At 31.0% G+C, this 23,040-nt stretch carries 24 protein-coding genes; 5 read left to right on the top strand and 19 right to left on the bottom strand.

The window, feature by feature from the left end; translation table 11 throughout:
* From SYNTR_RS11505 to mnmA, 3 genes are all read right to left on the bottom strand, one after another.
* On the bottom strand, window positions 1-177 hold the full coding sequence (locus SYNTR_RS11505) for a hypothetical protein (RefSeq protein WP_197079150.1): 177 nt from the start codon (window positions 175-177) through the stop codon (window positions 1-3).
* On the bottom strand, window positions 168-644 hold the full coding sequence (locus SYNTR_RS01455; RefSeq protein WP_156202845.1) for a hypothetical protein: 477 nt from the start codon (window positions 642-644) through the stop codon (window positions 168-170). Before SYNTR_RS01455 ends, SYNTR_RS11505 begins: the two co-directional genes overlap by 10 nt.
* Window positions 645-862: 218 nt before the next feature.
* Window positions 863-1,891 (bottom strand): tRNA 2-thiouridine(34) synthase MnmA, encoded by a 1,029-nt coding sequence (gene mnmA / locus SYNTR_RS01450; RefSeq protein WP_156202844.1) that lies wholly within the window; start codon window positions 1,889-1,891, stop codon window positions 863-865.
* Window positions 1,892-2,317: 426 nt separating this feature from the next.
* Here mnmA and SYNTR_RS01445 point away from each other — a divergent pair, with 426 nt between their 5' ends.
* Window positions 2,318-3,640 carry a replication-associated recombination protein A gene (locus SYNTR_RS01445; protein WP_156202843.1) on the top strand — a complete coding sequence of 441 codons (1,323 nt, stop codon included), beginning with the start codon at window positions 2,318-2,320 and terminating at the stop codon, window positions 3,638-3,640.
* A 53-nt stretch (window positions 3,641-3,693) separates the two neighbouring features.
* Here SYNTR_RS01445 and trxA read toward each other — a convergent pair whose 3' ends face one another.
* From trxA to SYNTR_RS01425, 4 genes are all read right to left on the bottom strand, one after another.
* Window positions 3,694-4,023 carry a thioredoxin gene (gene trxA / locus SYNTR_RS01440; RefSeq protein ID WP_156202842.1) on the bottom strand — a complete coding sequence of 110 codons (330 nt, stop codon included), beginning with the start codon at window positions 4,021-4,023 and terminating at the stop codon, window positions 3,694-3,696.
* 178 nt (window positions 4,024-4,201) lie between these two features.
* The gene (locus SYNTR_RS01435) at window positions 4,202-5,407 is read right to left on the bottom strand and encodes a peptidoglycan binding domain-containing protein (protein WP_156202841.1); all 1,206 of its coding nucleotides are present in this window, start codon (window positions 5,405-5,407) and stop codon (window positions 4,202-4,204) included.
* Between the two features lie 17 nt (window positions 5,408-5,424).
* A complete protein-coding gene (locus tag SYNTR_RS01430) occupies window positions 5,425-6,150 on the bottom strand; it encodes a PRC-barrel domain-containing protein (RefSeq protein WP_156202840.1) in 726 nt (241 codons plus the stop codon).
* Window positions 6,151-6,152: 2 nt separating this feature from the next.
* Window positions 6,153-7,322, bottom strand: coding sequence for an ABC transporter permease (locus SYNTR_RS01425; RefSeq protein WP_156202839.1), 1,170 nt, complete (start codon window positions 7,320-7,322; stop codon window positions 6,153-6,155).
* Between the two features lie 328 nt (window positions 7,323-7,650).
* On the opposite strand from SYNTR_RS01425, the gene SYNTR_RS01420 reads away from it, so the two are divergent.
* Entirely contained in the window at window positions 7,651-7,788 is a 138-nt protein-coding gene (locus SYNTR_RS01420) for a hypothetical protein (RefSeq protein ID WP_156202838.1), read from the top strand.
* Window positions 7,789-8,095: 307 nt separating this feature from the next.
* On the opposite strand, the gene SYNTR_RS01415 is transcribed toward SYNTR_RS01420, so the two are convergent.
* Entirely contained in the window at window positions 8,096-9,280 is a 1,185-nt protein-coding gene (locus SYNTR_RS01415; protein WP_156204656.1) for a coenzyme F420-0:L-glutamate ligase, read from the bottom strand.
* A 224-nt stretch (window positions 9,281-9,504) separates the two neighbouring features.
* On the opposite strand from SYNTR_RS01415, the gene ku reads away from it, so the two are divergent.
* The 3 genes from ku to ligD (SYNTR_RS01400) are packed head-to-tail and all read left to right on the top strand — an operon-like array spanning window position 9,505 to window position 12,235.
* Entirely contained in the window at window positions 9,505-10,347 is an 843-nt protein-coding gene (ku, locus tag SYNTR_RS01410; protein WP_156202837.1) for a non-homologous end joining protein Ku, read from the top strand.
* Between the two features lie 2 nt (window positions 10,348-10,349).
* Window positions 10,350-11,291 (top strand): non-homologous end-joining DNA ligase, encoded by a 942-nt coding sequence (gene ligD / locus SYNTR_RS01405; protein ID WP_156202836.1) that lies wholly within the window; start codon window positions 10,350-10,352, stop codon window positions 11,289-11,291.
* 14 nt (window positions 11,292-11,305) lie between these two features.
* Entirely contained in the window at window positions 11,306-12,235 is a 930-nt protein-coding gene (gene ligD / locus SYNTR_RS01400) for a non-homologous end-joining DNA ligase (RefSeq protein WP_156202835.1), read from the top strand.
* A gap of 31 nt (window positions 12,236-12,266) precedes the next feature.
* Here the strand turns inward: ligD (SYNTR_RS01400) and SYNTR_RS01395 are convergent, their stop codons facing one another.
* From SYNTR_RS01395 to SYNTR_RS01345, 11 genes are all read right to left on the bottom strand, one after another.
* Window positions 12,267-13,154, bottom strand: a complete 888-nt coding sequence (locus SYNTR_RS01395) for an MBL fold metallo-hydrolase (protein ID WP_156202834.1) — start codon at window positions 13,152-13,154, stop codon at window positions 12,267-12,269.
* Between the two features lie 392 nt (window positions 13,155-13,546).
* A complete protein-coding gene (gene lpdA / locus SYNTR_RS01390; RefSeq protein WP_156202833.1) occupies window positions 13,547-14,926 on the bottom strand; it encodes a dihydrolipoyl dehydrogenase in 1,380 nt (459 codons plus the stop codon).
* Window positions 14,927-14,929: 3 nt separating this feature from the next.
* Complete coding sequence (gene gcvPB / locus SYNTR_RS01385; RefSeq protein ID WP_156202832.1) at window positions 14,930-16,381, bottom strand: aminomethyl-transferring glycine dehydrogenase subunit GcvPB; 1,452 nt, start codon at window positions 16,379-16,381, stop codon at window positions 14,930-14,932.
* Window positions 16,374-17,693, bottom strand: a complete 1,320-nt coding sequence (gcvPA, locus tag SYNTR_RS01380) for an aminomethyl-transferring glycine dehydrogenase subunit GcvPA (protein ID WP_156202831.1) — start codon at window positions 17,691-17,693, stop codon at window positions 16,374-16,376. The genes gcvPB and gcvPA overlap by 8 nt, the downstream gene beginning before the upstream one ends.
* A 14-nt stretch (window positions 17,694-17,707) precedes the next feature.
* Window positions 17,708-18,094, bottom strand: coding sequence for a glycine cleavage system protein GcvH (gcvH, locus tag SYNTR_RS01375; protein WP_156202830.1), 387 nt, complete (start codon window positions 18,092-18,094; stop codon window positions 17,708-17,710).
* 14 nt (window positions 18,095-18,108) lie between these two features.
* Window positions 18,109-19,206: a glycine cleavage system aminomethyltransferase GcvT gene (gcvT, locus tag SYNTR_RS01370; RefSeq protein ID WP_156202829.1), complete on the bottom strand. Its 1,098-nt coding sequence runs from the start codon at window positions 19,204-19,206 to the stop codon at window positions 18,109-18,111.
* A gap of 263 nt (window positions 19,207-19,469) precedes the next feature.
* On the bottom strand, window positions 19,470-19,961 hold the full coding sequence (locus tag SYNTR_RS01365; protein WP_156202828.1) for a metallophosphoesterase: 492 nt from the start codon (window positions 19,959-19,961) through the stop codon (window positions 19,470-19,472).
* Between the two features lie 68 nt (window positions 19,962-20,029).
* Entirely contained in the window at window positions 20,030-20,632 is a 603-nt protein-coding gene (locus SYNTR_RS01360) for an XTP/dITP diphosphatase (protein ID WP_156202827.1), read from the bottom strand.
* 3 nt (window positions 20,633-20,635) lie between these two features.
* Window positions 20,636-21,355, bottom strand: a complete 720-nt coding sequence (gene rph, locus SYNTR_RS01355; protein WP_156202826.1) for a ribonuclease PH — start codon at window positions 21,353-21,355, stop codon at window positions 20,636-20,638.
* A 282-nt stretch (window positions 21,356-21,637) separates the two neighbouring features.
* Entirely contained in the window at window positions 21,638-22,171 is a 534-nt protein-coding gene (locus SYNTR_RS01350; RefSeq protein ID WP_156202825.1) for a FumA C-terminus/TtdB family hydratase beta subunit, read from the bottom strand.
* A gap of 19 nt (window positions 22,172-22,190) precedes the next feature.
* On the bottom strand, window positions 22,191-23,033 hold the full coding sequence (locus SYNTR_RS01345) for a fumarate hydratase (protein WP_156202824.1): 843 nt from the start codon (window positions 23,031-23,033) through the stop codon (window positions 22,191-22,193).
* Between the last annotated feature and the right edge of the window lie 7 nt (window positions 23,034-23,040).

Here is a 23,040-nt window from a genome sequence, read left to right as displayed (position 1 = left end):
TTATAACAATTGCGATGGTTTTTCCCAAGCTAATAATGTACCGTCTTCAGCTACCTCATATATATTGGTTTTTCCTTTATCATAATTAAATTCTAAAAAACAAGCCCAACAGTAAAACTGATCACTGCCTACTTTACCTACCTGCAAACCTCTACAAACTGGACATTTTAAGACCATCCAGTCTCCTCACCTCCTTCTTCATTAATCACACCGCTTTTAGCACTAGCCCAATGAATTTGATCTAAAGGGAGTTCTTGTCTTCCTTCAAGCAAATCTTGTATTATTCCCGAAGAAACTTCTACACCACTAATTTGCTTTTGGTCTTTTACTACTACAAAATCACTCAATACACCTAATTCTTTGCCTTCTTTATCAAATAAAGTATCTCCAATTTTTTGTTCATATATTGTTAATTCTTCCCCATGAGCATATGATTTAATACAATCTAAATCATTAATTACAATGGAATTATGCCCAATGTGAAAATCACTTTTTTTTATCATTTTTTGGGTTCTATCATCTGAGTTTATTATTAAATAAGCTATTTCAAACGAATCACCAATTATAGCTCTTTCTACTCTTCCAATTACCTGAGCTGTATCCCTATAGAAAACAGGTAAGTTTTTTAAATTGCGCAACTTCAAATGCAAACCTCCCTGTAGATGAATAATCTTATTTACTATTTTTGCCTTAAATAACAAAAAAAATGCACTTAAAAAGTGCACTTTTTGTTATAGTTAAATTATCTTGTAATAATCACTACTTAAAAAGACCGAGGAGTGACGTGATAAGCATGTTTGCTCAGCTGATTCTATAGTCTAAATTTAGCTTTTAGCAGTGAAACCAATTACCAATTTACATATTAGAGCTCCCTAGCTATCTCCCCTCCACCTACAACATAATCTCCATCATAAAATACAACTGCTTGTCCAGGTGTAATAGCTCTTTGAGGCTTTACAAATTGTACTTCTATAGTTTTATCAGGCTTCGGTATTATATTTGCTTCAGATTCTTTAGCGCGGTATCTAACCTTAGCTTTAACTCTCAACTCATCGTTTAATTCATTCATAGCAATAAAATTATTGTTAGTCGATGTTAATTTGTTTTTATATAATTCGTGCTCATCTCCTACTATTAATTGATTACGCTCTATATCTAAATCAATTACGTATAATGGCCTACCTGCACTTATACCTAGCCCTTTTCTTTGACCAATAGTATAATAACCTAGACCTTTATGGTTTCCTAGCAATTTCCCAGCTGTATCAATAATCTTTCCGCTTTTTTGATTTATTCTTGTGCTTAAAAAATCTCTATAATCCCCTGTAATAAAGCATACCTCTTGGCTTTCAGCAGAATTTGCCACTTCACTAAAATTATAATCTATTGCTAATTGTTTAACTTGTTCTTTAGTTAAGTCGCCTAGGGGAAACATAATATTTGATAATTGGTTTTGTTTTAATGCATATAGAAAATAGCTTTGATCTTTTTTAGTATCAACACCTTTTTTTAATAAATATCTTTTTTTCTTTTCATCATATTCAATTTGTGCATAATGACCAGTAGCCACTTTGTCACAACCATAATTTTTAGCTATATTGAGCAGTTCCCCAAATTTTATATTACGGTTACATTCAACACATGGATTAGGAGTATGACCTTCTTTATATTTTTTACAAAAATAGTCAACTACATTATCAGAAAACTGCCTGCTAAGATCAACTATTTGATGTTCTATACCCAGCTTAGCAGCTACCTTTTGCGCCTTATAACCAACCTCTTTATCCCAATTAATCATGGTTAAACCCATTATATTATAGCCTTGTTCTTTTAAAAGCAAGGCAACTATAGTACTATCAACACCACCACTCATTAATACTGCTACCTTCATAATTATCTCCTTTATTTACAATATTGATTTTACTGCAAAAACCCTACTATTGAAGCAAACAATGAATAATTATTAAATGTTCTTGTATGAATATTATTTTCCACAGCAAAATCAATTTTGAATTTTAAATTTTTAATTCTTAATTAACGATGAAAAGCAAAGCTTTTCTATATATTATATAATATCAATAATAAAGGGAAACTTTGTTTCCTAACTTCAATTAAAAATTAAGAATTGAGAATTAAGAATTGATTCCACTACCAAAACATATTTGCAAAGAAAACGAAAATGCTTTTGCCTAAATATTACTTTCCGCAGTGGAATCAATATTATATTTTTATAACATCTATTTTAATAGTAATCAAGCTTGTTACAGTTTATTAACTGCTTTATAATTTGAGCATAAATAGACAAAGGAGAAATATAATGGATTTATTTGATATAAATATAAAAAACAAAACGAACGAAAATGCACCCCTCGCCTTTAGAATGCGTCCTAAAAACTTAGATGAAGTAGTTGGACAACAACACATAGTTGGCAAAGGTTCCCCTCTTAGACAAGCAATAGAAAAGGATCAATTACATTCATTTATTTTATATGGCCCTCCTGGTTCAGGAAAAACAACTATAGCCCAAATAATATCCCAGGTAACCAAATCACATTTTGATTATATTAAGGCTGTTACTAGTGGGGTTTCAGAAATTAGAACCATTTCTAAAGATGCACTAGATAGACTGAAATACCACAATCAAAAAACAGTTTTATTCCTAGATGAAATCCATAGATTTAATAAATCTCAGCAGGATGTTCTTTTACCCTTTGTTGAAGATGGCACTCTTATATTAATTGGTGCTACTACTGAAAACCCTTTGTATGAACTTAATAATGCATTATTATCTAGAATGAAAATATATATAACCGAAGCTTTAAAGGCAGAAGATATAAGTAAGGTTTTAACAAACGCTATAAATGATGAGTCTAGGGGACTAGGTAAATTAGATATAACTATTGAAGATAACAGTCTTGATTTAATTAGCAAAGTTTCTAAAGGTGATGCACGGACAGCTCTAAACATTTTGGACACAATATCAAATTCTTATACAAATGACAACACTTTATTCATTAATAAGGAATTAGTAGAGAAGATTGTAGGACAACCTTTAATTAAATATGATAAAAAAGGTGATTATCATTATGATTCAATTTCAGCTTTTATAAAAAGTATACGAGGTTCTGACCCAGATGCTGCTCTTTATTGGTTAGCAGTAATGCTTCAGGGTGGAGAAGATCCAGAATTTATCGCTCGTAGAATAATTGTTCATGCTGCAGAAGACATTGGGTTAGCTGACCCTAATGCTTTAGTTGTAGCAACTTCAGCTTTTCATGCACTTCAGGTAGTGGGGCTACCAGAAGCAAGAATTCCATTAGCTCAAGCTACAATTTATTTAGCTACTGCGCCTAAAAGTAATACTAGTAAAACTGGAATTGATAATGCTTTAACAACTGTAAAAAACATAAGTAATATAAATGTGCCAAAACACATAGCAGATAATTCACACTCAAAGTCCCATTTGCTTAATAAAGGAATAGGCTACAAATACCCACACGATTTCGAAGGCTATGTCAAGCAAAGCTATTTACCAGAAGAACTTAAAGACTATAAATTTTATAATCCAACTTCAAATGGTTATGAGGAGATAATTAAGAAATTTCTTGAAGAAAGAGTCAAAGGGGACGGTTCTTTTTGACTCAAAAAAAGCGAGTCAAAAAGAACCGCCCCCTTTGACTCGCTTTATTGCTTTTATTGTCCTATTACTTCAGTAATTAGTTTATTAAGCTGTTCCTTATTTTTCGCTCCTACCACTCTTTGCACTTCAGTTCCATCTTTAAAGAAAAGTATAGTGGGAATTCCTCTAATTCCAAATTGTACAGCAATCTCTTTATTCTCATCTACATTTAATTTTCCTACTTTTATTTTGCCTGAATATTCGACTGCTAGATTATCAATTATAGGTCCTATCATTTTACATGGCCCACACCAAGGTGCCCAAAAGTCAACTAAGACTGGGAGTTCGGAATTAATTACTTGATCTTCAAAATTATTGTTTTCTAAAGTAAGTACCTCAGCCAAAAAAACCCCTCCTTAAATAAGTAAGTATAAATATATTATACTATATGTTTAATCTACCAAAGATAGTAGTATAAGGCTATACCTAACACCATCGAAATTGCTATCCAAACAAATGAATATATAACATCTTGTCTTACTCTTTTAGCTAGTTCTTCCATTAGTTTGCCTCCTAAACAGTCTATTTATTATCTGATCCTTGAAGAATTATGGTTTTTTCACCTGATTGATAATCTACATTAAGTAATGATCTTTCTATTTCTTTACCTTCTTTACTAATAATCTTATATGTCTTAATTTCTTTACCTGGCTCACCTTCCTGTTTTATTATCCTTTCGCCTGGCTTCAACTGCTTATCTATAATAAAATCAATCTCAGCTGGGTGCTTAACTATCTCTTTCACTACATCTATAGATTTTTCTTCTTGAGATTGATACCCATATATTTTAATAGTTATTTTATCTTCTTTAAATTTAGTTGACAACATTATTGGGTTTTGTAAATTATTCTTTAAGGTTAAATTTTTATATTTATCTTTTTTTATAATTTCTAATCCTGTAGTTTTTGAAGCTTCATATAAACCTTTTTTAATTATATTATTAAGTTTACTAGAGCTATCAATTTCAGAAAATTTCTTCTCTAGATAAAAATGCTCTAATGGCATTATTATCGTCTCATTTAATTGTGAGGTTATTTGTTTTACTTCTTTATCATTGATAGAATCCACTGAAGCTATATATATTCCCATTAAGTGTTTTATATTCTTTATGTCTTCATAATATATTTCAGGTTCTTCAACAATTACTTTAGCTTTTGCTGAACGTAAATATCCAGCTTCAATAATATTTATTAGTTCTTTAATAGTTGCATCCACATCTAAAAAACTTCCATGTATTTCTTGTGTATATACCAATTCATTTTCCTTAATTAAAACTTTTGCATCAATTGCAGGTCTATCATACACCTTTTTGAGTTTTAATAACTCTTTATATAGGTTTTCTTCACAATAATTAAATAAGGGATAAAACACTTGTTTTTCCCCTCTAATTTTAATATGTCTTAAAAAATCTTCTTTATTAAGATAACTTTCTAATTGTTCGAGTGTATTATTAGTTTTAAATGTTATTCCGATTTGGTCAAATGAAACTTTTTCTTCTTTTTTTTCATTTTTTATTATTAAATTGTTTTGCCCAAACTCATTCTGTAGTTTTGTAAACGCATCGTTATAGGTCATACCTGCAACTGATACATTACCCACAAAAAAATTAGATGGATAATATCTACTGTCCAGATCAGCTAATATATACGACACACTTGTTAAAGTTAACAAAACTACTAATAATGTTAAAGATATGACCTTATGTATAAAATTTTTATTATATGTCATATCAAAACTCCTAAGATTTAATTACAACATTGAGATAACTCTACAAACTTATCATTATTTTCTGCAATTTTTAGAATATCTTCAGTAACAGTTGCACCTTTAGTAATAATTATTTCACCATCAGCATTTTTAATATCTTGAGTCACTTGTTTCCCCATTAAAAAGTTTTTCTGTTTTTCTAGAAACAAAGTAGCTCCTTCTGACTTATTATCTTCAGTAATAACTTCAGCATTTTCTTGATTGGTATTACTTGTATCTGTATCACTGCTTGCAATTTGTTCCTTTACTACTAAAACATCGGCCCCGTAAGTTAAAATTTGGCTTGCCTCTATATTTTCAGTTTCTGATTCATCTTGAGCTGTTTTAAACTCTAAGCTTAAAATTTCTCCAGTTTCCTCATCAATTGAATATTCACTAATAATTCCAATTAAATTACCCTTATTAGTTAATACCCTATTACCTTTTAATTCTACATTTCTTTCTAGCAAACTATTTGCATTATTGGTTTCGCTGATATTAGTAAGTTGATTATCGCTTTCAGTTGTAACCGCATGTTCCCCTACTCCCATTACAGCCTTGTAAGGTAGTACTCTTGCGCCAACATACCAACTACCATTGCTAACTAAAATAAATTCCACTTTACCTTCTTCTGGATTAACAACTAAATCTTTGACTTGTCCAATTTTTTTCCCATCAATGATTGAAAAAACAGGAAGACCAATAATTTCCTGACTTTTTTTCATAGTTACATACTCCCTTCTTTAGAATCTTCTAATTGCAAGTGTAACTGCTCTGCTACTCTAATACGAACTAACCGAGGAACGTCTGATATTGGCACCTTAGACATACCAACTTTTTCTAATTCTTGTTTAGTGAATTCAAAAAACAACCTTTTATGCTGTAGTTCCTTATATATACTGGTATCCGGGGGTAATAAACTCAAATATTCTGTTAAAAAAGCATTAACTTCATCATAAAGACCTTGATCTTGATAAATACCTATTAACTCCCAAGTTAACATGTATTTTAAATCTAATTCATTTGTTAATTTCCATGCTTCATAAAATTGCTTACTAGCTTCTAATAGTTTTTCTTTGGATTTTAGTTCAAAAGCTATCTCAAGTAAGCTTTCAATTTTCTGATTATTATTTTCTTCTGACTCAATATGTTCTTCCTTAATATCTTCAATATGTTCCATAAATTCAATATTTTCTTCTGCTTCAGGTATAGACTCATTTAATTGATTTATATCTTTCATATCCTCTGTTTTAAGATTATCATTATCTTTTTTATTTTCCTCTATATCTTCTATATGCTCTATATTTTCTGTATTTTCTACATCTTCTATATGCTCTATATGTTCTGCATTTTCTACTTCTTCTATATAATGACTTATATTAAATTTTTCTTTATTAATAATATCCTGCAAATTATTTAAATCTTTATCATTTTCAGCATCATTTTTAACATTATTTTCATTTGTGTTATCATTATCTACTCCATTGGAATATATATGATATATATTATTATTTACTTCTTTTGGACAGGTATTTAGATTTATATCTTCTTCTTTACAAATAGTTTTTAACTTTTTTTGATCACTAACCTCTATGTTATTATCAATTTCATCATTTTTTATTTCATCTTCTCTTTTATTTTTTACATCAATCATATTATCGCTTGAAAATTTAATTAAAAAATAACTCAAAAAACTAAAAACTATTAAATACCCTGCCATAGTTAATAAAACACCAAGATTAACTAAACTAATTGGAAAAAGCATTATTAATAACCATATAGCTAAAATATAGCAATAAATGTTTTTTTTAGAAAAGTTATATCTATACAAAAAATAACCTAATAAAGAGCCAATAGGTAGATATATTAGTATTGAATAGAGTATATATTCTCTCATTTCAATCCCCTTTTATTTTTTGTCACGATAATAAATTTTCGACAACACAAATCTATTTCCTTCAATTTTTTTCTTAAAATTCAATTTAAGCCACTTAATCTAATTTATCCCCAATTTTTTTGTAGCTACTTAAGATTTTATTTCGAAAAATAAAATGAAATTTCAATTAATACTTACTAATGAGCAAAAAAATGTTTAAGGTATAATTGAAAATAATTCGAGCTGTTATGTTTAAAGAAGCCTTAAATAGGAGGTATGAGAAAAGTTTTTGTGGTAGAAACTACACGTACTGCTGTTGCTCACGCAGGAAAGCAATCATGGTTCACAAATGTTCGGATTTAGTGGAGATGTTATGATAGGTGGTGGAGTTCAATATATGAATCATATTCCAATAGATGCTGGTGTAGATTTGCATCTCAGAGGGTATCGGACACGGTCATGTGTTGCTACTATCTGGCAAAATTAAATAATGGTTTCACTGCGAAAAGTTAAACTTAAGCTATGGAATCGGCTGAGCAAACATGTTTATCACGCCGCTCATCGGTCTTTATCTTCATTTTTGTTTAGCACTTATTATCTAAAGTAAAATTTATTTATACTTAGCCGTGATCTATGCACCACGCCTTGCTATTCGGGACTTAGATAAACATGTTTGCTCAACCTTAAGTTCTTTGTAGTTACTTTTTGCAGCAGAATCAATAATTAGTTTCGCAAAACAGAAAAAGGGACAAATATAAAACCCGTAACAATAGAGGTTACGGGTTTTATATATTTTAATTTATTCTACCGTTTAAAAATCCTTTTACAACAATTACTGGTGTACCTGCATCAGCTGATCCACTAACTAGGTCAGCTAGACTTGCTATTAAATCTTCAGTTTTTCTAGGAGTAGTACCTTCTGCCTCAATACTATATTTATCAAAATCTTTGCTTTTAGCTTGTAATGTTTTTTCAATATTATCTAAATCTGCACCTTCGCTATAAAGTTGATCAACCAAATATTTGTATTTCACTCCTTCTCGATACTTCCCTTTTAAACCATCTGTCATTCCAAATGTTGGCTTAGGATCGGCTAACTCATATATGCCAGTTGTTGGATCACAGTAAGCTCCATCTCCGTATATTATTACTTCTACTTTTTTATTTATATCTTTTATGACTTTTTCCTGTATTAATCTAGCAACTTCATCAGCAGCTTTAGGAGCCAATTTCAACTTATCTCCCGCAGATATATTGCTTCCAAGTAATCCCCACTCGGAAGAACAATCACCTTCATTACATAGTTCTTGCAGAGTAATACTATTTTGGTTAGTTTCTTTTATTTTAGTTAAAACCCTCTGTCTATTATGCACACTAGAAACTACAATTCCATCTAATTTAAATTCTGTTATTTTTGAAGGAGAGTTGCATAGAAATATATTGGCTTGTGCTCCCTGCTCTTTAATTATCTCTTCATATAGACTTATATAATCAACTTTGGTAATAGGATGCTTATAACGATTATTACCAAGGTCTTGACATGTAATTATTTCCCCATTAGTTTTGCCTATATTTTCCGCAAAATCATAGGGTAAAATTTGATTACCAACCTCATCAGACGGATGAGATAATTGAACTACAACTTCACCTTGTGGGACAGCTTTAGCTAATCCCTTAAGTATTAAAGAAAATCTATTGCGACTCAAAATCGGAAAAACTACTCCAATTTTGCTGTCTTTTTTTAAATTTAGTTTATTTGTTACTTGATCAGCTATGTCTTTTACAGTTACGTAATTATTTTGTGCTCTTGCGACAATAGATTCGGTCACACAAATTGTATCTCCATCATCTAATAAACCATCACTCTCTAACTTTTGTAATGCCTCATAAACCATATTGACAACATCACTACCTGGTATAATAACACCCATTTTAATACCAAAAGCTGATATTCCAATATAATCAGGTAATTTTCCCACTCTCAACATCCCTTTTTGAATTTTTGGAGACTATTTTCATAACAGTCCCCGCTTAAATATACCGTAAATTTAATTATTTATCAATAATTAATATTGAATACAATTATAAGAATAAATTTTTAATAATTATTAATCATAATATCAAAAATGTTTTTAATAAATAGGTAATCATGGGGACGGTTCTTTTGATTGCATTTGTAATATTATGAAAAGGAGTAATTATTATGAGAACTTTATGGAAAGGTGCAGTAAGCTTTGGTCTAGTTAATATACCTATAAAAATGTATGTAGCTACAGAGCGTAAAGATATTAAATTTAATTATTTGCATAAAGAATGTATGTCTCCAATTAAATATCAAAAATACTGTTCAAATTGTGATAAAGAAATTAATAATGAAGAAATTGTAAGAGGGTATGAATATCAAAAAGGAAATTATGTAATTATGAATGAAGAAGATTTTGAAAAGATTCCATTAGAAAACACAAAGACAATCGATATTTTAGATTTTGTTGAATTAAACGAAGTTGATCCAATTTATTTTGATAAAACCTATTATTTAGAGCCTTCTGAGGGGGGCGACAAAGCATATAGTTTATTAGTTGAGGCCATGAGAGAGACAAGTAAAGTTGCAATTGCGAAGGTTATTATTCGTTCTAAACAAACCCTTGCTGCTTTAAGGATAAAAGATAATGTTTTAATTATGGAAACAATTTTTTATCCAGACGAAATTCGTTCTCCTGCATCTTTAAACCTTGGTGTAGATAAAGAAAAATTACATGATAATGAAATTAAAATGGCTGTTAGCTTGATAAAAAATCTATCTACAAACTTTCAACCTGAAAAATATGAAAATGAGCATCGCAAAGCTTTATGGGAAGTAATAGAGGCTAAGATAGTAGGTAAAGAAGTTGTAGCTCCTACTCCAGATGTTGAACAAGGTAATGTAGTTGATTTAATGGAGGCATTAAAAGCTAGTGTTAAACTAGCAGAAGAAAATAATCAAGAAGATAAAAAAGAAAAGACTACCAAAAAGAAAACTAAAAAGAAAGCTAAAACAGGTAGTTAATATTGCTATATGAAGAAATTATAAAAATTGCTCCAATGCTTCCTATTCTTCACAACGAACCTTTTGATGATAAAAACTATGTTTATCAAGTGAAATGGGATGGAGTTAGAATTATTGCCAACATTAATTCTAATAAAGTTGAGCTTATTAATCGCAATTATAAATATAAAACACTTCAATATCCAGAACTATTAACTCTCAGTAATCAAGTTAATGCTAAAAATACAGTTCTTGATGGTGAAGTTGTTGTGCTTAAAGCTGGTAAACCTAGTTTCGAATCAGTAATTAGACGTGATAAAGCCAAAAGCAAGGAAAAAATAAATCATTTAAAAAGTTTATTTCCAATAACATACTTAGTTTTTGATATTCTTGCTAAAGATAATAAACCACTTCATAAAACTCCACTTATAGATCGAAAAAAAATTCTTACAGATACTTTAATTGAGAATCAATTTGTTCAGTTAGTAGAAGATTTTAATTCTGGAATAAAACTATTTGAAGCTATAAAGGGACAAGAGTTAGAAGGAATAGTTGCTAAAAAAAAGACTAGTTTATATATACCCGGAAAAAAACATAAAGATTGGTTTAAGATAAAATATCGCCGTAACCAATTATGTGTTGTAGCAGGATATACTTGTAGGAGTAATATTGTCAATTCTTTATTACTTGGTGCTTATAGAGATAATGAACTTTATTATATTGGCCGGGTAGGTTCCGGATTAACAGTAAATGAATGGAATAGTTTAACTAATGAATTACCTAAGTTAGTAATTACTAATTCACCGTTTGTAAATTACCAAGCAAAACCTAATAAAACATTTTCTTTTGTAAAGCCTGTATTAGTAGTAAATGTAAGTTATGTTGAATGGACTGAAAGTATGCACCTTAGATCACCAGTAATAGTTAACTTCACAAACAATAATCCATCAGAGTGTTTATTATAAAAGGAGAACTTTTTATGTCAAAAAAAGAGAGTATAGAAATTCAAGGTAATGAGTTAACCTTATCTAATTTAGATAAATTTTTATGGCCTGATCAAGGGTTTACTAAAGGTGAGTTGATTAAATACTATTCAGTAATAGCACCCTATTTAATAAATCATTTGAAAAATCGACCTTTAGTGGTAACCCGTTATCCAGATGGCATTACTGATAAGTTTTTTTATCAAAAAAATGCTCCTACCCATACACCTGAGTGGATAAAAACACATTCTATTTATTCAAGTGATTCCAAAAGGTATATAAATTTTATCCTAGTTGAAAAGCTATCTGATTTAGTATGGTTAGCTAATCAAGCCTGTATTGAAATGCATCCTTGGTTATCAAGTGTTGAATCTCTTGACTTTCCTGATTTTGCAGTGTTTGACATAGATCCATCGGAGGGCAGTACTTACGAAAATGTAATTCAAATTACTCTAGTACTAAAAAAACTTCTTGATTCTCTTAATCTAAGAAGTTATGTAAAGACATCTGGAGCAACTGGATTACACGTCTATCTTCCTATAATGAGCAAATATACTTATGAAGATATAAGAACTTTTACCCATGCTATTGCCAAGATAGTAAGTGAAGTTCTTCCTGATATATCAACAATAGAACGCAAAGTTAATCAACGTGGCACTAAAGTTTATATAGATTACTTGCAAAATGTCAAAGGCAAAACATTAAGCTCTGTTTATAGTGTGCGACCACGCGACCTAGCTCCAGTATCTACACCATTAAATTGGGAAGAGGTAACACAAGTAACTCCTACAGATTTTAATATTAAAACAGTTTTTAAACGAATTGAACAATATGGAGATTTGTTTGCTGAAGTATTGAGTGATAAGCAAAATTTAGATTCTGCTGCTAGAGAGTTAGGTGTTAAACTAAATAAGTCACTTCATTAAATATATCACCAGATACCTTTTCAGTAATACATTATTTGGCTATGAACATAAGATGGGTTTTATCAGTGTAAACCTTAATTTTATTAAGGTCTATTAGGTAAGTTAATATTGCTGATATAGTTGCAAATATTAGTAAGTACTGATTTCTATTTATAGGTAGGTTTAAGTTTTCAATAACATTGGCTATTATCACTTCTCTTGTTTTGGGAGTATTTAGTTCCTTAAGAATTAGTTCAAAAAGATTGTTTAGCAAATCATTATTTTGGTTTATTGCTTTTTCAAGGTCGCTTATAATTCCACCGTGTGAAACAATTACCTCACTATAATTTTCTTGTTGTATAGTAGTAAAGCTATCTATCATTTCTTTAACATTTGCTGCATATGTAAAGTAATATTCTTCAATAATTTTAGAGTGGATTATACTATCTCCTAAGAACAGTACATCATCTTGTGTTTTTATTCCAATATGCTGAATACTATGTCCTTTAAGATCTATTATTTTAAAATCTACATCATTAATTTTTATAAATCCAGGTTCGACAATATCTGTAACCTTACATTCAGGCTGCAATAAAAATCTGTTTTTTAATGCTTTAAAAGGGGCTGCTGAGTATAAACTCATTGGCGACATTATTGGATTTTCTAGTAAAACTGCCTCCATTGATGAAGCATAGATTTTGCAATTAGTCTCCTGTTGTATTAGTTGATTACCTATACAGTGATCGGCATGGGCATGTGTGTTTATTATTCCCTGTATTGTTATTCCTTCTTTTTTTAATGTTTCGAGTACTTCCTTAACTATTTTGATTGAATTACTACTATCAATTAAAACACATGATAAATCATTAAAAATGTAAACACCAATTACACTTTGCAAATCAAAATAATATGTATTTCCTCTAATATGCTTTAATTCCATAAACTCTCTCCGAGACAATTATTAATTATGAATTTTGATTCCACTGCAAAAAGCTAAACTTAGAGTATGGAATCGGCTGAGCAAACATGTTTATCACGCCGCTCATCGGTCTTTACCTCCATTTTAGCTTAGCACTTATTATCTAAAATGATTTTTTATTTATACTTAGCCGTGATCTATGCACCACGCCTTGCTATTCGGGACTTAGATAAACATGTTTGTTCAGCCTTAAGTTTGTTGTAGTTACTTTTTGCAGCAGAATCAATTTTTAATTCTTAATTATTGTGGGGAAGCAAGGTTTCCCTTTTTATATAATTAAATAGGGAAACAATAGTTTCCCTTCATTAATTAAAAATTCAAAATTAACAATTCAAAATTGAAAGTAATTACCTTTACTTTCTCCTTGGTGCTATGTGAATAGCTTGTTTGTTTAGGTCTAGGACTGCCTCTATTAAGGCTTCGCCTAATGTGGGATGTGGATGAATTGTGCCTATTATATCTTCTGTTTTTTGTCTTTGTTTAACCCATAATGTTGCTTCCAATATTAAATCACTAGCATGAGCACCTAGTATATGTACTCCTAGTATTGTATTTTCATCATCCGCAATTACCTTTACTAAACCATCTGTTTGTCCCATGCTTAAAGCTTTGCCATTTGCTACAAAAGGAAATTTGCCTACTTTATATGATATATTATTAGCTTTTGCTTCTTCTTCACTCATTCCTACAGTAGCTATTTCTGGCAAAGTAAATATACAGCTAGGTACAGCATGATAGTGGACTTCATTATCTATATCACAAATTCTTTCTACTGCAACTATCCCTTCCTCAGACGCAACATGCGCTAACATCTGACCACCTGTTACATCACCTATTGCATATATTCCCGGAATGTTGGTTGCAAAGTTTTCATCTACACTAATAAATCCATTGTTAGTATTTATACCAAGTTCTTCAACACCAAGTCCATTTGTATTAGGTCTTCTACCTCCAGCTACTAAAACCATATCAACATCAAGTGATATGTCACCCTTTTTAGTTGATGCATTTATATTCAATCTATTTTCTGTTTGGGCTATGTCATTTATTATTGTTGAGGTATTAACACTTATACCTTGACGTTTAAGTAAAATGTTCATTCTTTTTACTATTTCACTATCTAGCATACCCAAAATATTTGGTTGCGACTCAAAAACAGTTACCTCACTACCAAAAGTATTAAATATGCATGCAAACTCTGATCCTATTACTCCACCACCTATAATAGCTAAACTTTTAGGAACATTTGTGATTTCTAATATTTCATCACTAGTTAAAACTCCTTTATTTTCGATACCTTTTATAGGAAGTGTTACTGGAATAGATCCAGTGGCTATGATAATATTTTTAGTATTAATGTCTTGGTCATTAACCTTAACTTTCCCTGGCTCTATTATTTTTGCATTACCTTTTATTACTTCTATTTTGTTACTTTTCAGTAATTGCTCTATTCCATTTACCAAGTTAGTTACGACTGCATCTTTTCTTTGTTTTGCTCCAGCCATATCAAAATTTATATCGTTTACTGATATGTTATAATCATTTAATTGTTTAACAGTGTTTAGTACACTTGCATTTTGAAAGTATGACTTAGTAGGTATACATCCTCTATTTAAACAGGTACCACCTAAACTATCTTTTTCAACCAATACTACATTAAGACCAAGCTGGCTAGCTCGTATTGCTGCCACATAGCCACCAGGTCCTCCACCTATTATAACTAAATCCTTCACTTTTTAAGTTGCCTCCCATTTTACCTTCGGACTACGTGCTGCTGTTACTTCATCTAACCTACCTACAACCGCTTCATGAGGAGATGTTGTAACTAACTCTGGGTTTTCTTCAGCTTCTTTAGCTATTCGCTTTAATGAATCAATAAAACTATCTAATCTTTCTTGACTTTCAGTTTCAGTTGGTTCAATCATTAAAGCTTCTTTTACAATTAATGGGAAGTAAACTGTAGGTGGATGATATTTGTAATCTAAAAGCCTTTTAGCTACATCAAGAGTTGTTACACCGTTTTTATCAACTTGATGTTTAGATGTAGCAATAAATTCATGCTTACATACTCTATCAAATGGTATATGATAAGTATCCTTTAAATGATGCATTAAATAATTTGCATTCAATACCGCATGTTCACATGCCTCACGTAATCCATCTTTACCAAGGGCTCTAATATAAGTATAAGCTTTAACCATTACTCCAAAGTTGCCATAGAAGTTTTTAACCTTCCCAATAGAGTTTGGTATATCGTAATTAAAGCTATATTGATCACCTTTTTTCTCTATCATTGGAACTGGTAAGTAATCCGCTAAAAATGCTTTTACTCCTACTGGCCCTGAACCAGGCCCACCACCACCATGTGGTGTACCAAATGTTTTGTGTAAATTATAATGAACAATATCAAAGCCCATATCACCAGGTCTAGATACTCCCATTATTCCATTTAAGTTAGCACCGTCATAGTATAATAACCCACCGCCATCATGTACAATTTGAGCTATTTCTACTATATCTTCTTCAAAAAGACCCAATGTATTTGGATTAGTAAGCATTATACCTGCGACTTCATCACTCATTTTTGAGCGCAAGTCTTCTATGTCCACCATGCCCTTTTCATTAGATTTAATTTCAATGGTATCATAGCCTACAACATTAGCTGTAGCAGGATTAGTTCCATGAGCTGAGTCTGGAACTAGCATTTTTGTTCTTTTAGTATCTCCTTTATTGTTATGATATGCTTTAATCATAACGATTCCAGCCATTTCACCATGAGCACCTGCAGCTGGCTGAAGTGAAAAATGATCCATACCACCTATTTCACATAGCATTCTCTCAAGTTCATACATTAATTCTAATGCTCCTTGAACAGTTTCCTCAGGCTGATATGGGTGTACATTTGTAAAGCCCGGTAAGCGAGCTGACCATTCTCCAACCTTGTTATTATATTTCATAGTACAAGAGCCTAATGGATACATACCTGTATCAACACCAAAAGCTTTTGTTGATAAATCAGTAAAGTGACGTATAGTTTCTACTTCACTTATATCAGGTAGTATAAAGTCTTCATTTCTTAAAAAATTTGCAGGAATATTATTTTCTAATGCTACTTCATTTACTTCAGACGATGGTAGCTTAAATTTATTGCTTCCAGCTACACTTTTTTCAAATATTAATCTAGCCATGGTTTTCACCACCTATCAAAGATACTAGCTTATCTATTTCTTCCTTAGTTCTTTTCTCAGTAAAGGCCAATAGCATACCACCATCCAGCTCATAGCCACCTATTATGCCACTAGCTAATAACTTTTTGTTTAATTCAGTAGGACTATTAACAGATATTGCAAACTCTCTTAAGAAAGGTTGATTATATTTAAGCTTAATACCTACCTTCTCAAATTGTTCTTTAGCATATATAGCTAATTGATGTGAGCGTAAAGCTAATTGTTTTAAGCCTTCTTTCCCAATGAGGCTAAGATATATATTAGCTGCTAATGCATTTAGAGCTTGATTAGAACAAATATTTGAGCCTGCCTTTTCTCTACGTATATGTTGTTCTCTTGCTTGTAATGTCAATACAAACCCTCTATTACCTTCTGGGTCTTGGGTTTGTCCAGCAATTCTACCAGGAATTTTTCTCATAAATTTTTTATCAGCTGCAAAAAAACCAAGGTGAGGTCCACCAAAACTAAGACTATTGCCAAATGGCTGTCCTTCACCTACTACTATATCTGCTCCCCATTCACGAGGTGATTTTAATACACCTAATGAAAACGGATCAACAGCCATAACTAGTAACCCTTTATTTTCGTGTATTGCTTTTTCTATATTTGTAATATCTTCAATATTGCCTAAAAAGTTAGGTTGTTGAATTACAACACAAGCAACACTTTTATCTGTCATAGATATAATAGCTTCTGAGTCCGTTATACCATCTTTTGAAGGTACAACCACTACTTCCATTTTTCCAGATATAGCATATGTTTGTATGGTTTTTAAATACTCAGGATGAATACTATCAGGTACTAATATTTTTTTTCTTCGAGTAGAATCACTTGCTACCATACATGCTTCTGCTAGTGCACTACCACCATCATACATGGATGCATTTGATACATCCATACCTGTTAAATTACATATCATTGTTTGATATTCAAATATTGCCTGAAGTACTCCTTGGCTAATTTCTGGTTGGTAAGGAGTATAAGCCGTATAAAACTCAGACCTTAATAACATTTGATCAACAGCGGGTGGAATGTAGTGATCATATGCACCTGCACCCATAAAACATACATGTTGATCAGTAGTTAAATTTTTGGATGCTAATTTTTTTAAATGATTGGTTAACTCTAACTCTGACATTTCATCAGGTATATTTAAGTCTCGATTTAATTTAACGTCATTTGGTATATCTACAAATAAATCATCAATTTTGTTTAGACCAATTGATTTTAACATTTCTTCTACAACTGGTTTTGGATTAGGAGTAAAACGCATTAAATAAAAACCCCCTAGTCTTCTAATTCACTACAATACTTTTCATACTTTTCTGCACTCATTAGTTCATTTATGTCATCAGGATTATCCATTTGTACAACTAATATAAAGTTTTGATAACAATCTTCATTTAATAGTTCTGGTGATGTTTCTAATTCTTCATTAACTTCTACTATTTTCCCACTAACAGGGCTATACATATCAGAAACTGCTTTTACAGATTCTATTACCCCAACTTCTCCTCCAACTTCGACTTCTTCATCAACCATTGGAAGTTCAACAAATACAATATCACCTAATTGGCTTTGGGCATAATCTGTAATTCCTATATATACTTTCTCCTCTTCTACTCTTACCCATTCATGTTCCTCAGAGTAGTATAAATCCTTAGGTATGTTCACAATAATCCCTCCATTTATTTTTTAGTGTTTTTCTTATAAAAAGAACCTTTTGTTAATTTAGCTTTTAATTTTCTATTTCGTATTATAATATTTATTTCTTCTCCGGGGGTAAAATATTCCCTTTTAATTAATGCTAAACCAATACTTTTTTCAAAAGTTGGTGAATGTGAACCAGTTGTAACCCAACCAATATTCACTCCATCTTTTTCAACCTCATATTTACTTCGTGCTATACCCTTATCAATCATTTCAAATTCTACTAGAATTCTGTCTGGGTTAGCTTCTTTTTGTTTAACTAATGCATCTTTACCAATAAAGTCATCAGAATCTAACTTTACAAAAAAGCCCAAACCTGCTTCTAGTGGTGTAATATCTTGATCTATTTCTTGACCATATAATGGTAGCTTAGCTTCAAACCTTAACGTATCTCTAGCACCAAGACCAATAGGAGCTATATCATCTTTGCCTGCTTCTAATATGGCATCCCACACTTTAACTGCATCTTCATTCCTTGTATATATTTCAAATCCATCTTCACCAGTATACCCGGTTCTAGATACTAAAGTTTTTGCACCAGCTATTTCAACCTCGGGGTCAAACCAAAAAAACTTTATAGTTTTTAAGTCTGTTTTAGTAAGCTTTTGCAGTATATCTTCAGCTAAAGGACCTTGTATTGCTAACTGTGCATAGGAATCCGAAGTATCTTTTATTTCTACCCCCTCTATAGCATGTTTTTTTATCCACTCATAATCCTTATCTTTATTAGATGCATTTACTACTAATAGATAATGAGTATTTGAATAGCGATATACTAATAAATCATCAACTACTCCACCATTTTCATAACACATAAAAGTATATTGAATTTGGTTATCCTTTAACGTAGTTATGTTATTTGTCATTAAATACTGAATAAATTTTTCAGCATTTTCTCCTTTAATCTCAATCTCTCCCATATGTGAAACATCAAATAAACCAGCTTTGTTTCTAACCATCATATGTTCTTTTATTATTCCTTCATACTGTACCGGCAATTCCCAGCCACCAAAATCTATTAATTTACCACCACTTTTTTGATGAGCTGTAAATAAAGGGGTTCTTTTTAAAGACATTAGTTAACCTCCTATGCATAAATTAAATTATTCACATTGTTATTATAATCTAACTTAAATAGTTTCCCTAGGTTAAAGTGTGTATACTTTATGTAGATAAATAAAAATAGGAGAGAAATAACCTCTCCTACCCTAAAATAAATTTTTTTCAGATTATACAACTCGATTATAACTTTTTCAATGTTTTGTAAGATTTTTTATACTAATTGTAATCTTATGTTTAATATAGATTATTGTTTTAACTAATTTCTAAATAATACTAACTATTTAGTTTTATTAGATTCCACTAAATCTAATATTTTTATATCAATACTTTGGTTATTAATTTCTATTAAAGCAAAGGTTCCTCTAGGTGATTTTCTTGGCCTTGATGCACTACCAGGATTGAGCATCCAAATATTATTAATCTTTTCACAGTATGATATATGTGTATGACCAAAGATTACTATATTAGCATTTAATTCTTCTGCCTTATAGTAGAGTCTATTTAAATTAGATTTCACCCCATAATTATGTCCATGTGTTAGGTAAAATCTAACCCCTTCTAAGTCAATAATAGAATCCTCAGGTCCACTACTATACCTATCACAATTGCCTACTACTCCTTTAAACTCAATATTATTATTCTGGGCTAACTCAAGTCCATCACTATAATGATCACCAGTAAAAAATATGTAATCTGGTTTTATATTTTCAATTTTTTTTTGTACCTTTGTAATAGACCCATGGGTATCTCCAACAACAAAAATTTTCATAAAAACCACCTCAGATATACACAGTGTTAATCTGCGCCCGAAGGGTCAGCTTTAATCAATTTCAATTTTTATTTAATAGATATATCATCAATTATTTTTTTTGCTTTTTTTAATGCCCTTCCTCTATGACTAATACTATTCTTTTCTTCTTTATCAAGTTCAGCAAAACTTTCATTATAACCATCCGGTATAAAAAGTGGGTCATATCCAAAGCCACCATCACCACGAGGTGTATCAGCTATAATCCCATTACATTCACCATCAGCAATATAGGTTTTACCATTAGGAATAGATATTGCTATAACACATTTAAACCGTGCTGTTCTTTGTTCTTTTTCAATATTTTGCAGTAAATCTAATAGTTTTTCATTATTTTTCTCATCTGTAGCATTATCACCTGCAAATCTAGCTGAATAAATACCCGGTTCACCATTTAAATAGTCCACCTCTAATCCAGAGTCATCTGCTAAAGTTATATACCCACTTAATTCTGCTGTCATTTCTGCTTTTTTTATGGCATTTTCCTCAAATGTGCTACCATCTTCAATAACTTCTGGTATTTCATTTATATCATCCAAGGTTATAATTTCTACATCTATATCAGATAAAATGTCTTCTAGTTCTGATTTCTTTTTTTGATTTCTAGACGCAATTAGTAAATGTTTTTTCAATTATTACTCTCCTAAAAAACTTTTTTGCATTTTAATAAGCTCAATAATTCCAGATTCAGCTAGGTTTAATAGTTGCTGCAATTCGTCCTTCGAATATGGTTTTCCTTCCGCAGTACCCTGAACTTCTATAAATTCTCCTTTGCTAGTCATAACAACATTCATGTCAACTTGAGCCTCTGAATCCTCTACATATTCTAAATCTAAAACTGGTACTCCTTCTACAATACCGACACTAGTTGCAGCTACATAATCAGTAATAGGTATTTCCTGCAAAATATCTTTTTCTTTTAAATCTTTAAAGGCAAGGTACATTGCCACAAATGCTCCTGTTACTGATGCTGTTCTAGTACCACCATCTGCTTGTAAAACGTCACAATCTATCCAAACAGTTCTTTCACCTAGAGCTTCCATGTCTACAACTGCTCTTAAAGATCTGCCAATTAGTCTTTGAATTTCAGATGTTCTTCCACTAACCTTCCCTCTATTTACTTCCCTCTGGCTCCTTGTATCAGTTGAGGAAGGTAATAGTGAATATTCTGCCGTTACCCATCCATTATTAGTGCCTTTTAAAAAGGGGGGAACCTTTTCTTCTACCATTGCTGAACATAAAACAACAGTATCACCAGATTCTATTATTACTGATCCAGCAGCATGTTTTGAAAAACCCTGTTTAATTTTAGTGGTTCTTAATTGGTTAGTACGTCTTTCATTAGGTCTTATCATAATTTATTCCTCCAAATATTCTTTTTTACTATATTAAATAAAAGATAGCTAAATGATAGTTATCTTAAGATTCCACTGCGGAAGTACTATTTTTGCAAGTCCATTTATAATTATTCATTGTTTGCTTTGCAAATATGTTTTTGTAGTGGAATCAATTCTTAATTTTTAATTTTTAATTTTTAATTGAGGTTGGGAAACAAAGTTTCCCTTCATTATTGATATTAAATAATATATAGAAAAGCTTTGCTTTTCATCATTAATTAAGAATTAAAAATTTTAAATTCAAAATTTATTATAAATATTATTACCTTTACTATCAATTGCTACAAAACATGGAAAATTAATTAATTCTAACCTATAAATTGCCTCTGGTCCTAATTCTGGATAAGCTATTAGCTGAACAGACGCAATTTTTTTAGCTAAATATGCTCCAGCACCACCTATTGTAGCTAAATATACAGCATTATGTTTTTTTATTGCCTTTACAACTGAATTATCTCTCTTTCCTTTACCTATCAAAACTTTAATTCCATTTTCTATCATTGTTGGAGTAAATGGATCCATTCTGCCACTTGTTGTAGGTCCAGCTGAGCCAATAATCTTATCTGGTGGAGCAGGACAAGGACCTGTATAATAAATAATTTGCCCTTTCAAATCAAAGGGCGGTTTTTCTTTTTTTTGTATACTATTAATTAATCTTTTATGTGCTGCATCACGGGCAGTATAAACTACTCCATTTATTATTACCTTATCACCTACATGTAGTTTTTCTATTATTGCATTGTCAACAGGACTCCCCATATAATGTGTTGCCATTTTTACACCTCTAAAAATCTTAAAAAGCTAATCTAATTCTACGCATACAATGACATCCTATATTAACTGCTACTGGTAAACTCGCAATATGAGTAGGATATGTTTCAGCATTTACTGCAAGTGCTGTTGTCTTTCCTCCAAATCCTTGGGGCCCAATATCAAGAGCATTTATACTACTTAATAGCTCTTGTTCTAGTACAGCGATTTCTTTATTATTGTTTTTAGTATTAATATCTCGAAATAGTGCCTTTTTAGCAAGATGTGCTGCTTTTTCCATGTTTCCTCCAATACCTACACCGACGATAATAGGTGGACACGGATTCGAAGAAGCATTTTTCACAACATTTATAACAAAGTCTTTTACCCCTTGTATACCTTCAGCCGGCTTTAGCATAGCTAATTGCCCCATATTTTCACTACCAGCTCCTTTAGGCATAATATTTAAAACTAGCCTATCATCAGGAAAAAGACTAATATTGATAATAGCAGGGGTATTGTCACCTGTATTTTTTCTTTCAAATGGGCAAGATACTACCGATTTTCTCAGATAGTATTTCTCATAACCATCACTAATTCCTTGGTTTACTGCACTCAAAATATCACCATCAGAAATTATAACTTGCTGACCCAGTTCAATATCTACCGCTACCATCCCAGTATCTTGACATAACGCCATTTTTTCTTCTCTTGCAATCTTAGCATTTTCAAGTAAAATATTTAAAATATTTTTAGCACGCTCATTTTCTTCATTAAATAATGATTTATTTAATGCTTCTTCTATATCTCTAGGTAAATATATATTCACCTGACCTACAGCTTGTGTAACAGCCTCTTGTATTTTTTTCACACTAATTTGACGCATAATTTAA

The sequence above is a fragment of the Candidatus Syntrophocurvum alkaliphilum genome (assembly GCF_009734445.1).
In the GTDB taxonomy this organism is placed as follows: domain Bacteria; phylum Bacillota; class Syntrophomonadia; order Syntrophomonadales; family Syntrophomonadaceae; genus Syntrophocurvum; species Syntrophocurvum alkaliphilum.
Note: the sequence above shows the minus strand (reverse complement) of the source record. Positions and strands in the feature narration are given on the sequence as shown.